The sequence below is a fragment of the Cellulomonas pasadenensis genome, from assembly GCF_047229365.1.
Taxonomy (GTDB): Bacteria; Actinomycetota; Actinomycetes; order Actinomycetales; family Cellulomonadaceae; genus Cellulomonas.
Window position 1 is genome coordinate 1 of sequence record NZ_JBFTEP010000056.1, and the last position, 22,184, is coordinate 22,184.

The following is a 22,184-nucleotide window of genomic DNA, read 5'->3' on the forward strand; positions in this document are numbered from 1 at the left end:
GGGGGGGGGGGGGGGCGCGCCGCCGCCGCCCCCCCGCGGCCGGCGGCGTCGAGGACGGCGTGCCCGGGCTCGTGCCGCCACCGGGCGCAGGGGCGGCCGTGGCCGGGTCCGGCGGCGCCGTCGCGGCCGCGTCGGCGGGCGCGGGCGTCAGCGCGAGGTCCTGGGCGGTGAACGGCGTGACGGGCGGGGTCGCGTCCGCGGCCGTCCCGTCGCACGTCCCGTCCGGCCGGTAGGCGGTGTGCTCCCCGGCCGCGCAGGCGCGCGACACGACCACGTCGCCCCCGACGACGACCGAGCCGGACAGGCGGGCGCCGCCACGCACGACGGCCGCGTCGCGCACGACCGCGCGGCCCTCCACCACCGCACCCTCGTCCACCCACGCGCGCCCCTCGAGCCGGGCCTCGCCGTGCACCTGGGCCGCACCCCGCACGACCGCGTGCGGCCCCACGAACACGGTCGCGTCGACGCTCGCGCGGTCGTCGACCCAGCCGCCGCCGTTCGCGTGCCGGTGGCCGCCCGGGGGCGCGGGCGCGGCCGTCGGGTCGGCGACCGTGGCCCCCTCGACCCGGAACTCGTACGGGTAGCGCGTCGTGGCCGCGTCGGCGGCCGCCGTGCCCGTGTGACCGGCGCCGGCGAGCGCCGCGCCCGGCGTCGCCGTGACGACCAGCAGCACGGCCTCGTCGCCGGCGCGCGGCGTCAGGGTGACCTCGCCGTCGACGGTCTCGGTCACGGGCCCGTAGCGGACGCCCTCGGCACCGACGGCGACCATGCCCACGCTCCAGCCGGCCGCGCCGGGCGCGAAGGCCTCCGCGTGGCCGCGCACCCGCACGCGCACGTCGCCGCCCGACCCGTCGGGCACCAGCCGCACCACCGTGAACCCGTACGCGCCGGGGGCGAAGGCGCCCGTCACGCGGTGGTGCGCCGGGTCGCCCGGCACGGGCTCCGTCGGGGTCGTGCGGTCCGCGACGAGCACGGGGTCGACGTCGTCCAGCAGCCCCACGCCCGCCCGGCCGGCGGCGTCGCCCGCCGCGGCGCGCATCGCGTACTGCGCGACCCGGCGGTTGAGGACGCCCGGGTCGGCGGACGTCAGCCGGGCGTACGCGCCGAGCACCGTCTCGCCGTCCCGCACGCCGGCCCAGAGGTCGGCGACGAGGCCCGGGTCGGCGCGCGCGACGAGGGAGTCCAGCAGCAGCCAGCCCGCCGCGCCGTGCCGTGCGCTGCCCCACGCGAGGTGCGGCGCGCGCACGAGCTCGGACACGTCGGCGTGCGCGCCCGGCACCGTGAGCGTGGCCAGGTACGCGGCGCTCGCCGACCGGAACGCGGTCGTCGGCGGCTCGACCGGACCTCCCCCGCCGCCCGCGGCGGCGGTCACGCGCAGCGCGAGCTCGGCGAACCCCCGCGCGAGCTCCCACGACGTCCCGGGCGCGGCCGCGACGGCACGTCCGTCCGGTGCGCCCACCGAGCCGGCGGGCGGCCCCTCGGGCGGCGGCGGGGACACCTCGTCGGCGGACGCGTCGTCGGCGGCGGCCAGCACCGCGGGCGTCACCCGCAGCACGCCCACGCCGTCGACGACGTCCGCGATGGTCCCCTCACCGGCTCCTGCTCCCGGCCCCACGTCGCCGCGGCCGGCGTCCCCCGCGCCCGTCCCGTCCGGCCCCGACCCGTCCGGCCACGTCCCGTCCGGCCACGTCCCGGCGACGACCACGAGCAGCTTCCGCTCGGCGAGGGGGCCGTCGCGCGCCCCGAGGCCGAGGTCGTTCACGTGCACGGCGTGCAGGCGCTCGAGCCGCGCGAGCACGGCGCCCGGGTCGAACGCGAGGTCGGCGTCGGCCACCCGCGGGTCGGTGCCGGCCCGCTCGCCCCAGGCGAGGGCGACGTGCTCGCCCTGCCGCACGTGGGCGGTCTCCCAGGCGGTCCGCCAGGCGTCCGGCACGACGAGGTCGCGCGGCCCCCCGGACGTGCTGCCGAGGGCGGTCGCGAGCACGGCGCCGAGGACGAACGGCACGAGGAGCGCCACGACGAGCGTGCCGCGTCGGAACCTCCCCATCGCGCGTGCGTCTCCTCCCGCCGGGTGCGCACGCCGAGGTCCGTGGACCGTGCCCTGCCGTGCCTGTCGTCGTCCGCCCGCCGCGGCGGGTCGGACAGGTGTCCACCATCGTCGCGTGCGGACACCCGAGTCAACGCCCGGAACGTCCGGCCCGGGGTGGTTTCACCCGGTCGGGGTGCCGATTCTCACGGGGCTCTCACGTGCGGGCGCCGCGCCGTGGCGCCGCGGTGCGCCGGACCTCAGTACCCGGCGTCCGCCGTGAGCCCGCCGAGCACGGCCGCCGTGCCGGACAGTCCGAGCCGCGTGGCGCCGGCCTCGATCATCGCGACGGCGTCCTGCGCGGTGCGCACGCCGCCCGACGCCTTGACGCCGAGCCGGCCGCCGACCGTCCGGGCCATCAGCCGCACGGCGTGCACGCTCGCCCCGCCCGCCGGGTGGAAGCCCGTCGACGTCTTCACGTAGTCGGCGCCCGACGCCTCGGCCGCCTCGCACACCGCGACGATCTCGTCGTCGCTCAGCGCGGCGGACTCGATGATGACCTTGAGGACGGTGGGCGCGGGCGCGGCGGCCCGCACGGCGGCGATGTCCGCCGCGACGTCCGCGAACCGGCCGGCCTTCGCGGCGCCCACGTCGATGACCATGTCGACCTCCGCGGCGCCGTCGCGCACGGCACGCGCCGCCTCCGCGGCCTTGACGTCGCTGTGGTGCTTGCCGGACGGGAACCCGCACACCGTCGCCACGAGCAGGTCCGGCTCGCCGTCGAGGCCGACGGGGACCTCCAGGGGCAGGAACGACGGCGACACGCACACGGCGTACACGCCGAGCCGGATGCCCTCCGCGACGAGCGCCTCGACGTCGGCGCGGGTGGCCTCCGGCTTGAGCAGCGTGTGGTCGACGTACCGGGCGAGCGCGACGGCGTCGAGCGCCGTGCCGGTGCTGTCGCCGGTGCCGTTCCCGGTCCCGCTTCCGGTGCCGTTCTCGGGCGTGCTGGGGTCGGTGGTCATGCGCGGTGCCTCCCGGGCCGTGCCGTGCCCGGCGTCGCAGCCGGGCGGGTGATGCGGTCGACGAGCGCGCGGCGCTCGTCCTCGTGCAGGAACGCGTGCCGCGCGGCGGTGACCGTGACGGCGACGAGGTCGTCGGGCGTCCAGCCGGCCTCGCGCACGAGCAGCTCGAGCTCGCGCGACAGGGTCGTGCCGGACTGCAGGCGGTTGTCGGTGCTGACGGTGACCTCGAAGCCGAGGCGCAGCAGCGCGGTCGCGGGGTGGTGGGCCACGGAGGGCGCCGCACCGGTCTGCACGTTGGACGACGGGCAGATCTCGAGCGGCACGCGACGGTCGCGCACCCAGTGGGCGAGCAGGCCCAGGTGCGCCTCGCCGTCGGGCCCGACGCGCACGTCGTCGGCGATGCGCACGCCGTGGCCCAGCCGCAGCGCGCCGGCCGCGTGCAGCGCGTCGGCGACGGAGTCGAGGCCGGCGGCCTCGCCGGCGTGCACGGTGACGGGGAAGCTCGCGTCGCGCAGCGTGCGGAACGCCGACGCGTGCCGGGAGGGGAGGAACCCCTCCTCGGGCCCCGCGATGTCGAAGGCGACGACGCCCGCGTCGCGGTTCGCCAGCGCGAGCGCGGCGACCTCGTCGGCGCGGTCCGCCTGCCGCATCGCGGACAGGACCTGGGTCACGCGGATGTCGTGCCCGGCGGCCCGCGCCTCGGCCGTGCCGTCCTCGATCCCGGCGCGCACGGCGTCGACGACCTGCTGCAGCGACAGGCCCGCCCGCTGGTGCTGCTCGGGGGCGTACCGCTCCTCGGCGTGCACGACGCCGTCGGCGGCGAGGTCGAGCACCGCCTCGCGCGCGACGCGGTGCAGCGCGTCGGCCGTCTGCAGCACGCCCACGGTGTGCTCGAACGTCTCGAGGTAGCGCTCCAGCGAGCCGGACGACGCCGACTCGACGAACCAGCGGCCGAGGGCCTCCGGGTCGGTCGTCGGCAGCGCGTGCCCGGACTGCGCGGCCAGCTCGACGACGGTCGCGGGGCGCACGCCGCCGTCGAGGTGGTCGTGCAGCAGGACCTTGGGCAGGGCGCGGACGTCCGCGCCGACGTCGGCGCCGGGCGTGCCCGGCGCCGGGGGGTGCGCGGTCATCCCACCACCGTAGCGGGACGGCTCACGCCCCCGGGACCTCGTCGTCGTCGACCGGGACCTCCGCGGCCTGCTCGACCACGTCGGCCTCGTCCGCCGCGTCCGCCAGGTCCGCGCGCGGGAAGCCCGGCGTGTACTCCTCGGGGTCGGGGCGGTCCGTCAGCGCGTCCTCGCCGGACGTGGTGGCGGGGTCCGTCAGGCGTGCGGGCACGTCGGGGTCGGCGGGGACCAGCCCCGCGTCGCGCCACGCGTCGTCACCGGGCACCGTGCTCATCGCTCCTCCTCGGGGTCGGCGGGTCGGACGTCCCCATCGTGCAGGGCGCCCCGGCCGGCCGCGACCGGCCGGGGCGTGCGCTCAGCCCGCGGCGACCCGGTCGAGCACGAGCGGTCGCGGCGCGGCGGCGGCCGCGGCGTCCGGCGACACGACCACACCGCCGGCGAGCGCGTCGCGCGCGCGGCCGAACCGCTCCGGGGTGTCGGTGTGCAGCGTCAGGAGCGGCTGGCCCGCGCGCACGCGGTCCCCGGGGCGCGCGTGCAGCTCGACGCCCGCACCGGCCTGCACGGGGTCCTCCTTGCGCGCGCGGCCGGCGCCGAGGCGCCACGCCGCGACGCCCACCGCGTACGCGTCCAGCGTGGTCAGCACGCCGTCCGTCTCCGCGACGACCTGCTCGCGCTCGCGTGCCACCGGGAGCGTCGCGTCCGGGTCGCCGCCCTGCGCGGCGATCATGCGCCGCCAGACGTCCATGGCCCGGCCGTCGGCCAGCGCGGCCGCGGGGTCGGCGTCGGGACGCCCGGCGGCGTCGAGCATCTCGCGCGCGAGCGCGACCGTGAGCTCGACGACGTCGGCGGGCCCGCCGCCCGCGAGCACCTCGACCGACTCGCGGACCTCGAGCGCGTTGCCCGCCGTCAGCCCGAGCGGCACCGACATGTCGGTGAGCAGCGCGACCGTGCGCACGCCCGCGTCCGTGCCGAGCTCGACCATCGTGCGCGCGAGCTCGCCGGCCCGCTCGGCGTCCTTCATGAACGCGCCCGAGCCGACCTTGACGTCGAGGACGAGCGAGCCGGTGCCCTCGGCGATCTTCTTGCTCATGATGGAGCTCGCGATGAGCGGGATCGCCTCGACCGTGCCGGTGACGTCGCGCAGCGCGTACAGCTTGCGGTCGGCCGGCGCGAGGCCCGAGCCGGCCGCGCAGATGACGGCGCCGACGTCCTCGAGCTGGCGCATCATCTCGTCGTTCGACAGCGCCGCGCGCCAGCCGGGGATCGACTCGAGCTTGTCCAGCGTGCCGCCCGTGTGGCCGAGGCCGCGCCCGGACAGCTGCGGGACCGCGACGCCGAACACCGCGACGAGCGGCGCGAGCGGCAGCGTGATCTTGTCCCCCACGCCCCCCGTCGAGTGCTTGTCGGCGGTCGGGCGCGACAGGCCCGAGAAGTCCATGCGCTCGCCGCTCGCGATCATCGCGGCGGTCCACCTGGCGATCTCGGCGCGGTCCATGCCGTTGAGCAGGACCGCCATCGCGAGCGCGGACATCTGCTCGTCGGCGACCACGCCGCGCGTGTACGCGTCGAGCACCCAGTCGACCTGGGCGTCGCTCAGCCGGCCCCCGTCCCGCTTGGTGACGATGACGTCGACGGCGTCGAACGGCTCGTTCATGCGTCCTGCTCCTCCCCCGCGGTGCCCGCCGCAGCGGACCCCGCCCCGGTGCCGTCCGCCGCCCGCTCGACCAGGTCGACGGGGCCGAACGCGTCCGGCAGCACCTCGCTCATGGGGCGCACGCCCCGGACGGTCTCGACGAGCAGGTCCGGCCCGCCGTGCTCGAACAGCAGCTGCCGGCAGCGTCCGCACGGCGCGAGCACGGTGCCGTGCCCGTCGACGCACGTGAACGCGACGAGCCGGCCGCCGCCGGTGACGTGCAGCATCGAGACCAGGCTGCACTCGGCGCACAGCGTGACGCCGTACGACGCGTTCTCGACGTTGCAGCCCGTCACGACGCGGCCGTCGTCGACGAGCGCCGCGACACCCACGGGGAACCGCGAGTACGGCACGTACGCCCGCTCCAGCATGCCGCGCGCGGCCTCGCGCAGCGCGTCCCAGTCGACGTCGCCGGTGCTCACCACGGTGCCCTCCTCCTGCGTGCTCACTTGACGTACGGGATGCCCTCGGCGGCGGGTGCGCGCACCCGGCCGGCGAACCCGGCGACCGCGAGGATCGTGACGATGTACGGCGTCATGAGCAGCAGCTGCGGCGGGACGGAGCTGCCGATGGTGCCGAGCACGGTGCGCAGGTTGTCGGCGAAGCCGAACAGGAGCGCGGCGGCGACGGCGCCCTTGGGGCTCCACCGGCCGAGGATCATCGCGGCCAGCGCGATGAAGCCGCGCCCGCCCGTCATCTCCTTGCCGAACGCCAGGCCCGACGCGACCGTGAAGAACGCGCCGCCGAGGCCCGCGACCGCCGACCCGAGCAGCGTGTTGCGCACGCGCGTGCGGTTGACGTCGATGCCGACGGTGTCCGCGGCCTTCGGGTGCTCGCCGACCGCGCGCAGGCGCAGGCCCCACCGGCTGCGGAACAGGTAGACCTGCAGCGCGATGACGATCACGTACATCAGGTAGACGAGGAGGGTCTGGCGGAACAGGATCGGCCCGATCACGGGGATCTGCGACAGCACCGGGATCGGCAGCACGGGCAGGGCCTGGCGCTGGTTCCACGTGCCCGGGTCCTCGGAGAGCACCGTCGAGAACAGGAAGCTCGTCAAGCCGACGACCAGCACGTTGAGCACGACGCCGACGATGATCTGGTTGACCTGGTAGCGCACCGCGAAGAACACGAGCAGCAGGCCGACGAGCGCGCCGGCGACGGGCGCCGCGACGAGGCCCATGTACGCCGACGCGGTCAGCGAGCCCACGACGGCGGCGATGAACGCGCCCGCGAGGAGCTGGCCCTCGATCGCGATGTTGACGATGCCGACGCGCTCGCACACGACGCCCGAGAGCGCGCCGAAGATGAGCGGCGTCGCGAGGAACAGCGTGCCGGTCGCGACCGACGTCAGCGGGATGACGGCCGCGCGGCCGGCGCCCGCGAACGTGAGGAACGCCAGCAGCAGCGCGACGCCGAACACGACCGGCAGCCACAGGCCGGTGCGGCGGCCGGCGCGCGTGCGCACGAACGCGAGCGCGGCGAGCGCGACCGCGAGCAGCACCAGCACCCACACGACCGGCCCGGCGGGCACGGCGAACGTCGGGATCTGCGCGAAGTCGGTGTCCGTGGACAGGCGGAACCGCGTGTCGCCCTCCGGCGTGCGCAGCGGCATCGCGAGCAGGGCCACGAGCGCGACCACCGCGTACGCGATCGGCGCGCGGTAGCTCGGGCGGGCGGTCACGGCGGCGTCCGGCGCGGGCGCGGCGGCCGTGGCAGGGGTGGCCAGGCTCATGCTGCGGCCTCCACGGTGGAGCGGCGGCGGGTACCGGGCGCGGGCAGCCGGAAGACCGCACGGACCAGCGGCGGCGCCGCGATGAACAGGACGATGAGCGACTGCAGGACGAGCACGATGTCGATCGGCGTGCCGGTCCGGGTCTGCATGAGGCGGCCGCCGGCGGCGAACGCGCCGAACAGCAGGCCGGCGAGGACCGTGCCGAGCGGCTTGGAGCGGCCGAGCAACGCCACGGTGAGGGCGTCGAAGCCGATGCTGCCGGCGATGGCGCCGGTGAGGTTGCGCTCGGTGCCGAGCAGCTGCGCGCCGCCCGCGAGGCCGGCGAGGGCACCCGCGACGGCCATCACGAGCACGGTCACCCACGGCACCGAGATGCCGGCGGTGCGCGCCGCGTGCGGGTTCGACCCGACGGCGCGGAACCGGAACCCGAGGGTCGAGCGCTCCATGAGCCACCAGACGCCGACGGCCGCGAGCAGCGCGAGCGGGAAGCCGAGGTGCAGGCGGAACGCGTCGCCGAGCAGCCCCGGCAGCATCGCCGTCTCCGCGACCGGGCGGCCCACCTGGGGCGTCGCGGAGCGGAACACGCTCGTGGTGAGCAGGTACAGCACGAGGAACACGGCGATGTTGTTGAGCATGATCGTGACGATCACCTCGTGCGCGCCCGTGCGGGCCTTGAGCACGCCGGCGATCGACGCCCACACCGCACCGCCGATCGCGGCGCCGACCATCGCGAGCAGCAGGTGCACGCCCGCGGGCAGGTCCCACGTGAAGCCGATCCACGACGCGAGGATCGCGCCGAGCGTGATCTGCCCCTGCGCGCCGATGTTGAACAGGCCGGCGCGGAAGCCGATGCCGACGCCGAGGCCCGCGAGGATCAGCGGCACCGAGATCGTCAGCGTCTCCGTCAGCGGGCGGATCGCGCGCTGCGGGCTCGTCGCGGCCCAGTCGAACACCGCGCCCTGGAACAGCGACGCGTACGCACCGGACACCGTCTGCCACAGCGCCGTGAAGAAGTCCGACGGCCGCGCGAACAGGTAGCCGGCCGTGCGCTGCACGTCGGGGTCCGCGGCGGCGATGAGCACCGCGCCGATGAGCAGCGCGAGGACGATCGCGCACACCGTCATCAGCCACGACGACGAGAGCATCTCGCGCAGCACGCCGTCGCCCGTGGGGCGCCGGTCCTGCGGCCGGTCGGCGCCCGGGGCGCCCGCGGGCACCTCGTCGACGGGCGGCTGCGCCGGGGGCGTCGTGCCGGGCTGGCTCATCGGCCCTCCTCCTGCTCCTGCGGGGCGTGCGCCGCCCGGTGGTCCCCGGCGTCCGCCGCGCCGAGCGTGGTGTGGTGGGCGGCGGCCTGCGCGACCGCCTCCTCGAGCGGGACGCCCGCCATCATGAGGCCGAGCACGTCGCGGTCCGTGTCCCCGGGGACGATCCCCACGACGCGGCCGCGGTACATGACGGCGATGCGGTCGGCGAGCGCCACGACCTCGTCGAGCTCGGTCGAGACGATGACGACGGCCGTGCCGTTGTCCCGCTCCTGCACGATCCGCTTGTGCACGAACTCGATCGACCCGACGTCGAGGCCGCGCGTCGGCTGCGAGGCGACGAGCAGGCGCAGCGGGCGCGACATCTCGCGCGCGAGGACGACCTTCTGCTGGTTGCCGCCGGACAGCGTCCCGGCGTGCGCGTCGACCGACGGCGTGCGCACGTCGAACTCGACGACGCGCTGCTCGGCGTTGCGCCGCAGCAGGCCGCGGTCGATCGCGCCGCGCCGCGAGTACGGCGCGCTGTCGACGAGGTCGAGGACGAGGTTCTCCTGGATGGAGAAGTCGGCGATGACGCCGTCCGTGCTGCGGTCCTCGGGGACGAAGCCGAGGCCCGCGCGCAGGCGGTCGCGCACCGACAGGCCGGTCAGGTCCGTGCCGTCGAGGTGCAGCGAGCCCGCGGTGGGGTGCACCAGGCCGAGCACCGCCTCGGCCAGCTCGGTCTGGCCGTTGCCCTGCACGCCGGCGACGGCGAGGATCTCGCCGGCCGCGACCTCGAGGTCGGCCTGGTCGACGACCGGCGTGCCGACCGCGTCGAGCACGGTGAGGTCCTGCACGCGCAGCACCACGTCGCCCGGGGTGGCCGGCGCCTTGTCGACGCCGAGGGACACCGCGCGCCCGACCATGAGCGAGGCGAGCTCGGTCTCGGACGCCGACGGGTCGGCCGTGCCGACGACCCGGCCGCGGCGGATGACGGTGATGCGGTCGGCGACCGCGCGCACCTCGCGCAGCTTGTGCGTGATGAAGAGGATCGAGGTCCCGGCCGCCCTGAGCTGGCGCATGATCTCGATGAGCTCGTCGGTCTCCTGCGGCGTCAGCACCGCGGTGGGCTCGTCGAGGATGAGCACGCGCGCGTCGCGCGACAGCGCCTTGATGATCTCGACGCGCTGCTGCACGCCGACGGGCAGCTCCTCGACGCGCGCGTCGGGGTCGACGTGGAACCCGAACCGGTCCGCGACCTCCGACACCTGGCGGCGCGCCCGGGCCACGTCGATGAGGCCGCCGCGCGCCGTGGGCTCGTGCCCGAGCGCCACGTTCTCGGCGACCGTGAACACCGGCACGAGCATGAAGTGCTGGTGCACCATGCCGATCCCGGCCGCCATCGCGGCGCCGGGACCGTCGAACGCGACCGGCTCGCCGTCGAGCAGGATCTCGCCCTCGTCCGGGGTGTACAGCCCGTACAGGGTGTTCATCAGGGTGCTCTTGCCGGCACCGTTCTCGCCCAGCAGGGCGTGGATCTGTCCGGGCTCCACGACCAGGTCGATCGCGTCGTTCGCCGTGAACGACCCGAACCTCTTCGTGATGCCGCGCAGCTCGAGCCTCATGCGACCCGCTTCCGTTCTCGTCTCGTCGCCTGATCGCCCGTCGTCGCACGTCAGGCGTCTGCCGCCGGTGCCCTGCCGCTCGACCGTACACGCCGCCGGTCGTGCAGGGCCGTCGCACGCGACGGCCCGGGTGGTGGTCCACCCGGGCCGTCGCCCGTGCCCCGCGCTCACGCGCGGGGGTGCGTCACGGGGTGTTCGGGGACTCCACGGTCAGGTCGCCCGAGACGATCTGCAGCTGCAGCTCGGCCACGCGGTCCTTGACCTCCTGCGGGACGGTGTCCTCGAAGTCGTGGAACGGCGCCAGGCCGACGCCCTCGTTCTCGAGCGTGCCGACGTACGGCTCGTTCGTGAACTCGTCCTCCGAGGCCTCCTGGATCGAGTCGAAGACGGCCTGGCCGATCTCCTTCATGACCGAGGTGAGGATGATCGAGCCGTACTCGGTGGACTCGAAGCCGTCCGAGTCGACCCAGATGATGGAGGCACCCTCCTTGCCCTCGACGGCGGCGGCGGCACCCTGACCGACCGGGCCGGCGACCGGCATGATGATGTCCGCGCCCTGGTCGAGGAAGCCCTGGGCGATGTTCTGCCCGTTGGCCTGCGTCTCGAAGTCGCCGGAGAACTGGCCCTCCTGGGCCTCCTTGTCCCAGCCGAGGACCTGGACGTCCTCGCCCGAGTCCTCGTTCCACTGCGCGACGCCGTCGACGAAGCCGTCCATGAAGATCTGGACGGACGGGATCGGCAGGCCGCCGAACGTGCCGACGATGCCGGTCTCGGTCGTCGCGCCCGCCACGTAGCCGGCGAGGAACGCGGCCTCGGCCGTGTTGAACAGCAGCGGCTTGGCGTTGTCGAGCTCGACCGTGTTGAAGTCGTCGTCCGAGAACGCCGAGTCGATGAGGCCGAACTCGATGTCCGGGTTGGCCTCGGCGGCCTCCTGGATCGCCGGCTCGAGCAGGAAGCCGACACCGATGATGTAGGTGCAGCCGTCCTGGACGAGCGAGTCGATGTTGGGGCCGTAGTCGGCGTCCGCGGTCGACTCGACGGCGTTGACCTCGACGCCGAGCTCGTCGGCCGCGCGCTGGAGGCCCTCGTAGCCGGACTGGTTGAACGACTGGTCGTCCCAGCCGCCCTGGTCCGACACCATGCACGCCTTGAAGTCGGACGCGCCGGCCGTCTCGCCGCCGCCCGCCGTCGACTCCGTCTCCTCGGGGGCACTGCCACAGGCCGCCAGGGCGAGGGCGACCGCCCCGCCGAGCGCGGCCGCTCGCATGATCGTCTTCACGAAGGTTGTCTCCAGGTTCTCGTCCGTCGCACCGCCCGGCACCCGTCGCGTCGGTGCGGCCCGTGGGGCCCGCCGACGCGCGCCGCCGTCGGCATGATCACCCCGGACCCTAGGCACCCGGAGGTGACCCGGACGTTACCGAGGGGTATCCGCGCAGGTTCCGTGACCGGATCGCAACCTGGTCCCGCTGCACGGACGAGCCGTCCGCGCACCGAGACGGACGAAAGCCCCGGTCAGGGCGGCGTCCGACCGGCGCCGGCCCACCTGTCGCGACGGCGTCGGTCGCGGCACCCGTCGCGGCGTCAGTCGTGGCGGCGCTCCGCCGGGTCCGGCGCCGCGCGGCCCGCGAGCTGCGCGGCGCGCGCCAGCAGGACCGCGCCGGCCTCGACGGCGCGCTCGTCCACGCGCAGGTCGCCCTGGTGGATGTCGTAGGTGTGCCCGCCGGGCGTGCGCGTGCCGAGCCGCGCCATCGCGCCGGGGACCTTCTGCAGGTACCAGGCGAAGTCCTCCCCGCCGAGCGACTGCTCGGTGAGCCGCACCGACTCCGGCCCGAGCACGTCGCGCGCGGCCGCCTCGAGCACCCCGGTCGACCCCTCGCGGTTCTCCACCGGGGGGACGCCCCGCTGGTGCTTCACCTCGACCTCCACGCCGAGCGAGCGCACCGCGTCGTGCACGGCCTGCTCGAACACCTGCGACGCGTGCTCCCACGCCCGCACGTCGAGGCAGCGCAGCGTGCCCATGACGGTGCCGGTCGCGGGGATCGCGTTGTGCACGGTGCCCGCGCGGACGGCCCCCCACGTGAGGTTGACCCCCGAGCGCGGGTCGAGCCGCCGCCCCAGCACGGCCGGCACCTGCGTGATGACCTGCCCGAGCGCGAAGACCACGTCGCCCGTCAGGTGCGGGCGCGAGGTGTGCCCGCCGCGACCCGTCAGCGTGACCGTCACCTCGTCCGACGCCGACGTGATCGGGCCGATGCGCGTGCCGACGAGCCCCACGTCGAGCTTGGGGTCGCAGTGCACCGCGAAGATGCGGTCCACGCCGTCGAGCCCCCCGGCGGCCATGACGTCGAGCGACCCGCCGGGCTGCACCTCCTCGGCCGGCTGGAAGATCAGGCGCACGCCCGCCTCGAGCCGGTCCGCCACCTGCGCGAGCGCGAGGCCGGCGCCGAGCACGGCGGTCGTGTGCACGTCGTGGCCGCACGCGTGCGCGACACCGCGCACGGTCGACGCCCACGGCAGCCGGCACGCGTCGGGGACGGGCAGCCCGTCGAGGTCGGCGCGCAGCGCCACGCGACGCGTCCCGCGCGGGCCGACGGTCGGGCCGATGTCGCACCACAGCCCCGACCCGGGCAGCACGTGGGGCCGCAGGCCGGCGGCACGCAGCCGCTCCGCGACGACGCGCGTCGTCCGCTCCTCGGTGCGGCCCAGCTCCGGGTGCGCGTGCAGGTCGCGACGGATCGCGACGAGCTCGTCCCGCAGGCCCGCGACCAGGTCCGCGAGCTCGCGCGCACCCGCGTCGGCGGGTTCCGGCGCCAGCGACCGCAGCGACGGCACCACGTGCGCCCCGCCGTCGTGGCCCTGGCCGCCGTGGCCGTGCCCGTCGCCCCCCTCGGGCAGGTCTCGCGGCACGGGCGGCCTCAGGTCCGTCGGGGCGGGGACGTCGGACGTGGTGGCGCGGTCGGAGGGGAGAGGGGGCACGTCCTCGACTGTATCGCCGCGCTCAGAGCAGGTCGTCGCGGCCGCGCGCCCGCCACGCGTCGACGGCCTGCTTGACCTGCTGCGCGTGCGCGCGCGTGGTGACCAGGACGGCGTCCGGGGTGTCGACGACCACGGCGTCGGGCACGCCGACGACGCTGACGGTCCGCCCGTCGGCCACGACGACGCTCCCCGCGGCGTCGAGCCGCAGCACGGCCGCCTCGTCGCCGAGCGTCGGCCCGTCGGCCCCGGCGAGCAGGCCGCCGAGCGACGCGAAGTCCCCGACGTCGTCCCACCCGAACCCGCCGGGCACCACCGCGACCCCGCCCGCGGCGGCGACCGGCTCGGCGATGGCGTGGTCGATGGCGATCCGCGTCAGACCCGGCCACGTGTCGGCGAGCCGCGCGGCGCGGTCCGGCCCGTCCCACGCGGCCGCGATGCGGCGCAGGCCGTCGTGCAGCGTCGGCAGCTGGGCGGCGAGGTGCTCGAGCAGCACCGCGGCGCGCACCACGAACATCCCCGCGTTCCAGCTGTAGGCGCCGGTCGCGAGGTACTCCGCCGCGGTGCCGGCGTCGGGCTTCTCCGTGAACCCGACGACGTGGCGCGCGCTCGGCGCGCCCGCCACCCCGAGCGGCTCGCCGGCCCGGACGTAGCCGAACGCGGTGGACGGCTCGGTCGCCTCGATGCCGACCGTCACGACGTAGCCCGCGCGCGCGGCCTCGACCGCCTCGCGCACGGTGCTCTCGAAGACGTCGGTGCCGGTGATGACGTGGTCGGCGGCGAACGAGCCGAGGACGACGTCGGGACCGTGCCGCTCGAGCAGCACGGCGGCGGCGAGGCCGATGGCCGCCATGGAGTCGCGCGGGCTCGGCTCCGCGAGCACGTCGTCGGCGCCGAGACCCGGCAGCTGCTCGGCGACCGCGGCGGCGTGCCGGGCGCCCGTCACGACGAGCACGTGGCCCGGGCCCGTGAGCGGCAGGAGCCGGTCCACCGTCGCCTGCAGGAGCGTGCGCCCGCCGCCGGTGAGGTCGAGCAGGAACTTCGGCCGCCCCGCGCGGCTCAGCGGCCACAGGCGGGTGCCGGCGCCGCCCGCCGGGACGACGGCGTGGAAGCCGGGGACCGGCGGGAGCGCGGGGTCGGGCTGCATGGCGTCACGCTAGCGAGCCGCACCCCGCCCGCGGGCGGCGTCCCACCGCGCGCGGCCGCCGGCGGACCGGCGCGGTGCGGACGCACACGAGCCGCCCCGCGCGTACCACCGTCTCACCGTGTGGACTTGGTCACAAAGACCCTGTCGCGGGGGTCGGGACCGCCGTGACGGCGGGGTCCTCCCCCGCACGGGTCACTACAGTGAGACCACCCCGGACATCGCCGTCCACGCCGACTCGCCCCTGGAGGCACCCACCGTGTCCACAGCGCCCACCGCGCCAGCGCGGCCGGCCGGAACGCTCTACCGCGGGCGCGAAGGCATGTGGTCGTGGGTCGCGCACCGCATCACCGGGTTCGCGATCTTCTTCTTCCTGCTCGTGCACGTGCTCGACACGTCGCTCGTGCGCGTCTCCCCCGAGGCGTACAACGACGTCATCGGCACGTACAAGAACCCGATCATGGGTCTCGGCGAGGCCGGGCTCGTGCTCGCGATCGTCTTCCACGCCTTCAACGGCCTGCGCATCATCCTCGTCGACTTCTGGTGGCAGGGGACGCGCTACCAGCGGGTCATGCTGTGGGTGGTCATGGGCCTCGTCGTCGTGACGATGGCCGGCTTCCTCCCGCGCCACCTCATGCACGTCTTCGGAGGCGAGTGACCATGACGACGATCGCGGACCCCAAGGCCCCGCGGCCCTCGCGCCCCGGCCCGACGCGTCGGACCACGCACGGCAACACCGAGCTCTACTGGTGGGTGTTCATGCGCGTGTCGGGCGTCGTGCTGGTCGCGCTGATCTTCGGCCACCTGTTCGTCAACCTGGTCGCCGGCGAGGGCATCAGCGCCATCGACTTCGGCTTCGTCGCCGGCAAGTGGGCGTCGCCGTTCTGGCAGATCTGGGACCTGCTCATGCTGTGGCTGGCGATGCTGCACGGCACGAACGGCGTCCGGACGATCATCGGCGACTACGCCGAGAAGGACTCGACGCGGCTCGTGCTCACGAGCGCGCTGTACCTCGCGTCCGTGATCGTGATCGTGCTCGGCACGCTCGTCATCTTCACGTTCGACCCGTGCCCCCCGAACAGCCCGGCGGACCTGCTGCCGTCGTTCTGCACGGCCTGACCGGCCCAGCGGAACCGACGCCACCTCGACTCAGGAAGGCATCGACCTCGATGCAGACCCACCAGTACGACGTCGTCATCGTCGGCGCGGGCGGCGCCGGCATGCGCGCGGCGCTCGAGTCCTCGACCCGCGTGCGCACGGCCGTCATCTCCAAGCTCTACCCCACCCGGTCCCACACCGGCGCGGCCCAGGGCGGCATGTGCGCCGCCCTCGCCAACGTCGAGGAGGACAACTGGGAGTGGCACACGTTCGACACCGTCAAGGGCGGTGACTACCTCGTCGACCAGGACGCCGCCGAGGTCATGGCCAAGGAGGCCATCGACGCGGTCCTCGACCTCGAGAAGATGGGCCTGCCGTTCAACCGCACGCCCGAGGGCCGCATCGACCAGCGCCGGTTCGGCGGGCACACCCGCAACCACGGCGAGGCCGCGGTGCGCCGGTCCTGCTACGCGGCGGACCGCACGGGTCACATGATCCTGCAGACGCTGTACCAGCAGTGCGTGAAGAACGAGGTCGAGTTCTTCAACGAGTTCTACGTGCTCGACCTGCTCGTGGACCACGACCTCGCGTCGTCGGCGGTCGGCGAGGGCGAGGAGGTGCACGTCTCGGGCGTCGTCGCGTACGAGCTCGCGACGGGCGAGATCCACGTCTTCCAGGCCAAGTCGGTCGTCCTCGCGACGGGCGGCGCCGGCAAGATCTACAAGACGACGTCGAACGCGCACACGCTGACGGGCGACGGCATGGCGCTGGCGTACCGCCGCGGCATCCCGCTGGAGGACATGGAGTTCTTCCAGTTCCACCCGACGGGCCTCGCGGGCCTGGGCATCCTGCTCTCCGAGGCCGCCCGCGGCGAGGGCGGCATCCTGCGCAACGCCGACGGCGAGCGCTTCATGGAGCGGTACGCCCCCACCATCAAGGACCTCGCGCCGCGCGACATCGTCGCCCGCTCGATGGCGAACGAGGTGCGCGAGGGCCGCGGCGCCGGGCCGAACAAGGACTACGTCCTGCTCGACCTCACGCACCTCGAGCCCGCGCACATCGACGCCAAGCTGCCCGACATCACGGAGTTCGCGCGGACCTACCTCGGCATCGAGCCGTACACCGAGCCCGTGCCCGTGTACCCGACCGCGCACTACGCGATGGGCGGCATCCCGACGAACATCGAGGGCGAGGTGCTGCGCAACAGCACCGACGTCATCAAGGGCCTGTACGCGGCCGGCGAGGTCGCGTGCGTCTCGGTGCACGGCTCGAACCGTCTCGGCACCAACTCGCTGCTCGACATCAACGTGTTCGGCAAGCGGTCCGGCCGGTCGGCCGCCGCGTACGCCGCCACGGCGTCGTTCGTCGAGCTCCCCGAGGACCCGGCTGCCGTCGTCACCGCGGAGCTCGAGACCATCCGCACGCGGCCGAACGGCGAGCGCGTCGCGGACATCCGCCGGGCGCTGCAGGACACGATGGACGCGAACGCGCAGGTGTTCCGCACCGAGGAGTCGCTGCGGACGGCGCTCGACGACATCCGCACGCTGCGCAAGCGGTACACGGCGGTGAGCGTCCAGGACAAGAGCCGCACGTTCAACACCGACCTGCTCGAGGCCGTCGAGCTCGGGTTCCTCCTCGACATCGCCGAGACGGTCGTCGTGGGGGCGCTCAACCGCAAGGAGTCGCGCGGCGGCCACTTCCGCGAGGACTTCCCCGACCGCGACGACGCGCAGTACATGCGCCACACGATGGCGTACCGCCGTCCCGTGGGCCTGGACGGCGCGTCCGCCGAGGGCGGCGACGCCGACGGCACGTTCGCGCACGCCGAGTCCTTCGACGGCTACCAGCTCGTCCTCGGGTCCAAGCCCGTCACGACGACCCGCTACCAGCCCATGGAGCGCAAGTACTGATGACCGCCACAGCCGAAGCCCCGGCACCCGAGGTCGGTGCCGTCCCGTCGTTCGAGGTCACGCTGAAGATCCGGCGCTTCCTCCCCGCGGACGAGGACATCCCGACGTTCGGCGAGCCCTTCCAGGCCGAGCCCCGCTGGGACGAGTTCACGGTGACCGTGCACGGCACGGACCGCGTCCTCGACGCCCTGCACAAGATCAAGTGGGAGCACGACGGCTCGCTGACGTTCCGCCGCTCGTGCGCCCACGGCATCTGCGGCTCGGACGCGATGCGCATCAACGGCCGCAACCGGCTCGCGTGCAAGACGCTGCTCAAGGACCTCGACCCGAGCAAGCCGATCGTCGTCGAGCCGATCAAGGGCCTGCCGGTGGTCAAGGACCTCGTGGTCGACATGGAGCCGTTCTTCGCCTCCTACCGCGAGATCATGCCGTTCCTCATCACGACGGGCACGGAGCCGACCAAGGAGCGCCTGCAGTCGCCGAAGCAGCGCGAGCGCTTCGACGACACCACCAAGTGCATCCTGTGCGCCGCGTGCACGTCGTCCTGCCCGGTCTTCTGGACCGACGGGCAGTACTTCGGCCCCGCCGCCATCGTCAACGCGCACCGCTTCATCTTCGACAGCCGTGACGAGGGCGGGACGCAGCGCCTGGAGATCCTCAACGACAAGGAGGGCGTGTGGCGCTGCCGCACGACCTTCAACTGCACCGAGGCCTGCCCCCGCGGCATCGAGGTCACCAAGGCGATCCAGGAGGTCAAGCGCGCGATGATCACGCGCGCCTTCTGACCCGCCCGGGTATCCGCTCGCACGTCGGCGGGCACGCGCGAGAGGATCGCGCGTGCCCGCCGACGCGTTCCCCCCTCCCCCGCGCTGGGCCGAGCCGGACCCGGGTGCGGCCGGCACGCCGCTGCCGGGCGGCAACGTCGGCGGCGCGGTGCGCGTCGGCGCCACCGTCCGGCGCCCCACCGGTCCGTGGACCCCGGCCGTGCACGCGCTGCTGCGGCACGTGCGGGACCGGGGGCTCGACGGTGTCCCCGAGCCGCTCGGGGTCGACGGCGCCGGCCGCGAGGTGCTCACGTACCTGCCAGGCGTCCCCGTCGACCTCGCCGAGGTCACGGACGGGCGGCTGGCGTCGGCGGCGCGCTGGCTCGCGCGCTACCACGCCGCGGTCGCCGGCTGGCGCCCGGGGGCGCAGCGGTGGCGCTTCGAGGAGCGCGACCTGGACGTCGGCGAGATCATCTGCCACCACGACGCGACGCTCTACAACATGCTCGTCGCGGCGCCGGGCGCCGACGACGTCGTGGGCGTCGTGGACTGGGACGTCGCCGGACCGGGTGTGCCCCTCGACGAGCTCGCGATGCTCGCGTGGAGCGGCGTGCCCCTCTACGCCGACCCGGGGACGGCCGAGGGCGCGCGCCGCCTGCGGCTGCTCGTCGGCGCCTACGCGACTCAGGGAGCGTCCCTCGGCGTCGTCGCGCCGGCTCCCGCGGACGTCGCCCGGCACGTCGTCGTGCGGATGACGGCCGCGACGGACCGGATCGCCGCGGGGCAGGCCGCCGGGGACACCGGCATGCGGAACCTCGCACGCGTCGGGGAGCCGGCGCGCACCCGCGCCGCCGTCGTCGCCTACGCCGACCGGCTGCCGGCCCTGCTCGCCGCGCTCGAGGACGCGGCGGCCGCCGCGGCGTCGTCCCCCGCGTCCTGAGCGTCCGGGTCCACGAACGGCGGGTCCGCCGTCCACGCGGCCGCCAGCAGCACGATCCGCGAGATGAGGTTGACCCAGAGCAGCAGGATGACGACCACCGCGAACGAGGCGAGGACCGGGTTGTCCTGCACGGACCCCGAGACGGCCGACGTGCCGAGCACGCGGACGACGCCGAGCCCCGTCGCCGCGATCGCCGCGCCGCCCAGGAGGTCCCGCCGCGGCGGTGCCTGGCCGGCCAGCACGCGCACGATCATGACGAAGAGCCCGGCGTCCACGACGAACGCGACGGCGATGCCGAGCACGCGGACGACGAGGCCGGACCGGTCGTCCCAGCCGACGAGGCCCATGAGCCAGTCCGCCGCGGTGGTGACCGCGATCCCCAGCAGCGCGGTGGCCAGGACGGCGACGCCGATGCCCACGAACCCGCCGAGCTCGCGCAGCTTGCCGAGCACCGCGTTCCCCGTGGCGTGCTGGCCGAACATCGCCTGCACCGCCGTGCGCAGGGCGGCGACCGCGCGGATGCCCGTGAAGACGAGCACGACGACCGCCACGACGCCCGCGACGGACAGGCCGGTCGACACGCGGATCTCGTCGGGCTCGAACAGACCGCCGGAGCCGGTGTCGACGAGCCCGGGGAAGGAGGCGTTCACGGTCTCCAGGACGCTGTCCCGCAGCTCGCGGTTGCGGCCCAGGACCGCCATGAAGAGCGTCCAGCCGATCGTCAGGCCGGCGACGACGGAGAACAGCGCGGCGTACGCGATGCCGCCCGTGAGGACCCCGCCCCCCGCCCGCCCGAACTGGGCGTTCGCCCGGCCGGCCCGGGTGTGGTTCCACCAGGACAGCAGCGCCTGCACCCGCGCGACGAGCCCCGCGACGCCCGGCGCCCACCGACGCGGCGCCACCGGGTCCGGCGCGGCGGCCGCGGCGCGCAGGTGCGCTCCCCCCGCCCCGGCCGCCGGCCGCACGACGGTTCGCTCGGCCGGGGTGCGGGGGCGCTCCATGGGCCGAATCTAGGTCGGCCGCACCACCGCGGCATCCGGACGCCCGTGCCGCGGCGCACCGTCGCGCGGCACACCCCCGCGCAGGGGGTACGCCCGCTCCTCCTGCCACGCGCGCCCGTCGTGCACGAACCGGTGCAGGTGCGTGACCAGGAACGTCGCCTCGTAGTCGGCCATCGCAGCCTGCGCGGCGTCCAGGGCCGCCTCGTCCAGCTCGTGCGCGACGGTGACGTGCGGGTGGAACGCGTAACGGGGCTCGTGCGCGAGCGGCCCCGCGCGCAGCGCGCGCTCGATCGCGGTGCACTCGGCCGCGCCGCGCAGGAGGGGCACGAACACGACCGGCGTCACCGGCCGGAACGTCGCCGCACCCCGCAGGTGCACCTCGAACGGCGCGTGCGCGTCGGCGACGGCGCGCAGGTGGGCGTCCACGTCGTCACGTGCCCCGCGCGGCACGGGCGTGGGGCCGACGAGCGTCACGTGCGGGTGCACGTGCGCCGCGTCCGGGTCGCCCGAGCGCGCCCGCGCCTCGTGCAGCTCCGTCCGGTACGGCTCCGGGACGGCCACGGCGACGCCGACGAGGCGCTCGCCGGGGCCGCACTCCGGCAGCCTCACGGGCGCGTCCGCCGCCGCGGCAGCAGGCCCGACCGCTCGTACACGCGCTCGAGCGTCGGCACGGCGAGGGAGCGCGCGCGGTCGGCCCCGTCCGCGAGCACGTCGTCCAGCGCCGTCGGGTCGGACAGGTAGTGCCGCACCCGCTCCTGGAAGGGCGCCAGGAACTCGACCACGACCTCCGCGAGGTCCTTCTTCAGGTCCCCGTAGCCCTTGCCGGCGTAGTCGGCCTCGAGCGACGGGACCGTGCGGCCCGACAGCGCCGAGAAGATGGTCAGCAGGTTGGACACGCCCGGTTTGGCGGCGGGGTCGTAGCGGATCTCCCGCTCGGCGTCCGTCACCGCGGACCGGATCCGCTTGGCGACGACCTTCGGGTCGTCGAGGAGCTCGATGAGGCCGTTGGGGCTCTCGGCCGACTTGCTCATCTTCGCCGTGGGGTCCTGCAGGTCGTAGATCTTCGCCGTCGCCTTCGGGATGTACGCCTCGGGCACCACGACCGTGCCGGCGCCGAAGCGCGAGTTCAGCCGCTGCGCGAGGTCACGCGTCAGCTCGAGGTGCTGGCGCTGGTCCTCGCCGACCGGCACGAGCGCCGTGTCGTACAGGAGGATGTCCGCCGCCATCAGGACCGGGTACGTGAACAGGCCGACCGTGGTGCCCTCGGCGCCCTGCTTCGCCGACTTGTCCTTGAACTGCGTCATGCGCCCGGCCTCGCCGAAGCCCGTGTGGCACGACAGGATCCACGCCAGCTCCGCGTGCTCCGGCACGTGCGACTGCACGAACAGCGTCGAGCGCGCGGGGTCGACGCCGGCCGCGAGGTACTGCGCCGCGGTCCTGCGCGTCCGCTCGCGCAGCACGGCCGGGTCCGGGGCCACGGTCAGCGCGTGCAGGTCGACGACGCAGTAGATCGCGTCGTGCGTGTCCTGGAGCGCGACCCACTGCGTGAGCGCCCCGAGGTAGTTGCCCAGCTGCAGCGAGTCGGACGTGGGCTGCATGCCGGAGAAGATCCGGCCCGCGGCCGGCGTCGTGCGCTGCGGCGACGACGTGGGCAGCACCTGGGTCATGCGAGGCCTCCTGAACGGGGGGCGGCGGCGGACCGGGGTCGGCCGCGCCGGACGGACACGTGCGGGTCGTGCGGTGCCCGCGGCGGCGGGGCCGTCGGGGCGGGCGTGGGGTGGGGCGTGCGGTGCGGCGGTGCGGGCGGACGCGGGCTCAGGTCGCCTCGTCGTCGAACGGCGCGGGGCCGGGCCACGCCGCGGCCGGGCGGGCGGTCGCGGTG

20 protein-coding genes are annotated in these 22,184 nt (G+C 75.2%); 5 read left to right on the top strand and 15 right to left on the bottom strand.

The window, feature by feature from the left end:
* From AB6N23_RS09765 to AB6N23_RS09820, 12 genes are all read right to left on the bottom strand, one after another.
* Positions 1-2,047, bottom strand: a 2,047-nt coding sequence (locus tag AB6N23_RS09765; RefSeq protein WP_412865885.1) for a DUF6055 domain-containing protein, incomplete at its 3' end; no start/stop codon positions are given.
* 239 nt (positions 2,048-2,286) lie between these two features.
* A complete protein-coding gene (deoC, locus tag AB6N23_RS09770; protein ID WP_412865886.1) occupies positions 2,287-3,051 on the bottom strand; it encodes a deoxyribose-phosphate aldolase in 765 nt (254 codons plus the stop codon).
* Positions 3,048-4,181 (bottom strand): adenosine deaminase, encoded by a 1,134-nt coding sequence (locus AB6N23_RS09775; protein WP_412865887.1) that lies wholly within the window; start codon positions 4,179-4,181, stop codon positions 3,048-3,050. Before AB6N23_RS09775 ends, deoC begins: the two co-directional genes overlap by 4 nt.
* A 22-nt stretch (positions 4,182-4,203) precedes the next feature.
* Positions 4,204-4,452 (bottom strand): hypothetical protein, encoded by a 249-nt coding sequence (locus tag AB6N23_RS09780; RefSeq protein ID WP_412865888.1) that lies wholly within the window; start codon positions 4,450-4,452, stop codon positions 4,204-4,206.
* 81 nt (positions 4,453-4,533) lie between these two features.
* Positions 4,534-5,832 carry a thymidine phosphorylase gene (locus tag AB6N23_RS09785; RefSeq protein WP_412865889.1) on the bottom strand — a complete coding sequence of 433 codons (1,299 nt, stop codon included), beginning with the start codon at positions 5,830-5,832 and terminating at the stop codon, positions 4,534-4,536.
* A complete protein-coding gene (locus tag AB6N23_RS09790) occupies positions 5,829-6,320 on the bottom strand; it encodes a cytidine deaminase (RefSeq protein ID WP_412865890.1) in 492 nt (163 codons plus the stop codon). Before AB6N23_RS09790 ends, AB6N23_RS09785 begins: the two co-directional genes overlap by 4 nt.
* The gene (locus AB6N23_RS09795) at positions 6,317-7,606 is read right to left on the bottom strand and encodes an ABC transporter permease (protein ID WP_412865891.1); all 1,290 of its coding nucleotides are present in this window, start codon (positions 7,604-7,606) and stop codon (positions 6,317-6,319) included. The genes AB6N23_RS09790 and AB6N23_RS09795 overlap by 4 nt, the downstream gene beginning before the upstream one ends.
* On the bottom strand, positions 7,603-8,871 hold the full coding sequence (locus tag AB6N23_RS09800; RefSeq protein ID WP_412865892.1) for an ABC transporter permease: 1,269 nt from the start codon (positions 8,869-8,871) through the stop codon (positions 7,603-7,605). Before AB6N23_RS09800 ends, AB6N23_RS09795 begins: the two co-directional genes overlap by 4 nt.
* A complete protein-coding gene (locus AB6N23_RS09805) occupies positions 8,868-10,472 on the bottom strand; it encodes an ABC transporter ATP-binding protein (RefSeq protein WP_412865893.1) in 1,605 nt (534 codons plus the stop codon). The genes AB6N23_RS09800 and AB6N23_RS09805 overlap by 4 nt, the downstream gene beginning before the upstream one ends.
* A 184-nt stretch (positions 10,473-10,656) precedes the next feature.
* Positions 10,657-11,751 carry a BMP family lipoprotein gene (locus AB6N23_RS09810; protein WP_412865894.1) on the bottom strand — a complete coding sequence of 365 codons (1,095 nt, stop codon included), beginning with the start codon at positions 11,749-11,751 and terminating at the stop codon, positions 10,657-10,659.
* A gap of 302 nt (positions 11,752-12,053) precedes the next feature.
* Positions 12,054-13,286, bottom strand: coding sequence for an amidohydrolase (locus tag AB6N23_RS09815; protein ID WP_412865904.1), 1,233 nt, complete (start codon positions 13,284-13,286; stop codon positions 12,054-12,056).
* Positions 13,287-13,470: 184 nt separating this feature from the next.
* Positions 13,471-14,592, bottom strand: coding sequence for a mannose-1-phosphate guanylyltransferase (locus AB6N23_RS09820; RefSeq protein ID WP_412865895.1), 1,122 nt, complete (start codon positions 14,590-14,592; stop codon positions 13,471-13,473).
* A 256-nt stretch (positions 14,593-14,848) separates the two neighbouring features.
* Here AB6N23_RS09820 and sdhC point away from each other — a divergent pair, with 256 nt between their 5' ends.
* From sdhC to AB6N23_RS09845, 5 genes are read left to right on the top strand one after another with little or no spacing between them, the layout of a single operon-like run.
* Entirely contained in the window at positions 14,849-15,247 is a 399-nt protein-coding gene (gene sdhC, locus AB6N23_RS09825) for a succinate dehydrogenase, cytochrome b556 subunit (protein WP_412865896.1), read from the top strand.
* A 2-nt stretch (positions 15,248-15,249) separates the two neighbouring features.
* Positions 15,250-15,708 carry a succinate dehydrogenase hydrophobic membrane anchor subunit gene (locus AB6N23_RS09830; RefSeq protein ID WP_412865897.1) on the top strand — a complete coding sequence of 153 codons (459 nt, stop codon included), beginning with the start codon at positions 15,250-15,252 and terminating at the stop codon, positions 15,706-15,708.
* 50 nt (positions 15,709-15,758) lie between these two features.
* Positions 15,759-17,597: a succinate dehydrogenase flavoprotein subunit gene (gene sdhA / locus AB6N23_RS09835; RefSeq protein ID WP_412865898.1), complete on the top strand. Its 1,839-nt coding sequence runs from the start codon at positions 15,759-15,761 to the stop codon at positions 17,595-17,597.
* Positions 17,597-18,382: a succinate dehydrogenase iron-sulfur subunit gene (locus AB6N23_RS09840; RefSeq protein WP_412865899.1), complete on the top strand. Its 786-nt coding sequence runs from the start codon at positions 17,597-17,599 to the stop codon at positions 18,380-18,382. The genes sdhA and AB6N23_RS09840 overlap by 1 nt, the downstream gene beginning before the upstream one ends.
* 52 nt (positions 18,383-18,434) lie before the next feature.
* Complete coding sequence (locus tag AB6N23_RS09845) at positions 18,435-19,301, top strand: phosphotransferase (protein WP_412865900.1); 867 nt, start codon at positions 18,435-18,437, stop codon at positions 19,299-19,301.
* On the opposite strand, the gene AB6N23_RS09850 is transcribed toward AB6N23_RS09845, so the two are convergent.
* The 3 genes from AB6N23_RS09850 to trpS are packed head-to-tail and all read right to left on the bottom strand — an operon-like array spanning position 19,223 to position 21,969.
* On the bottom strand, positions 19,223-20,302 hold the full coding sequence (locus tag AB6N23_RS09850; protein ID WP_412865901.1) for a YihY/virulence factor BrkB family protein: 1,080 nt from the start codon (positions 20,300-20,302) through the stop codon (positions 19,223-19,225). The two genes, AB6N23_RS09845 and AB6N23_RS09850, sit on opposite strands and share 79 nt — an antisense overlap.
* A 9-nt stretch (positions 20,303-20,311) precedes the next feature.
* Positions 20,312-20,911: a 2'-5' RNA ligase family protein gene (locus AB6N23_RS09855; RefSeq protein ID WP_412865902.1), complete on the bottom strand. Its 600-nt coding sequence runs from the start codon at positions 20,909-20,911 to the stop codon at positions 20,312-20,314.
* Entirely contained in the window at positions 20,908-21,969 is a 1,062-nt protein-coding gene (gene trpS / locus AB6N23_RS09860; protein WP_412865903.1) for a tryptophan--tRNA ligase, read from the bottom strand. The genes AB6N23_RS09855 and trpS overlap by 4 nt, the downstream gene beginning before the upstream one ends.
* Between the last annotated feature and the right edge of the window lie 215 nt (positions 21,970-22,184).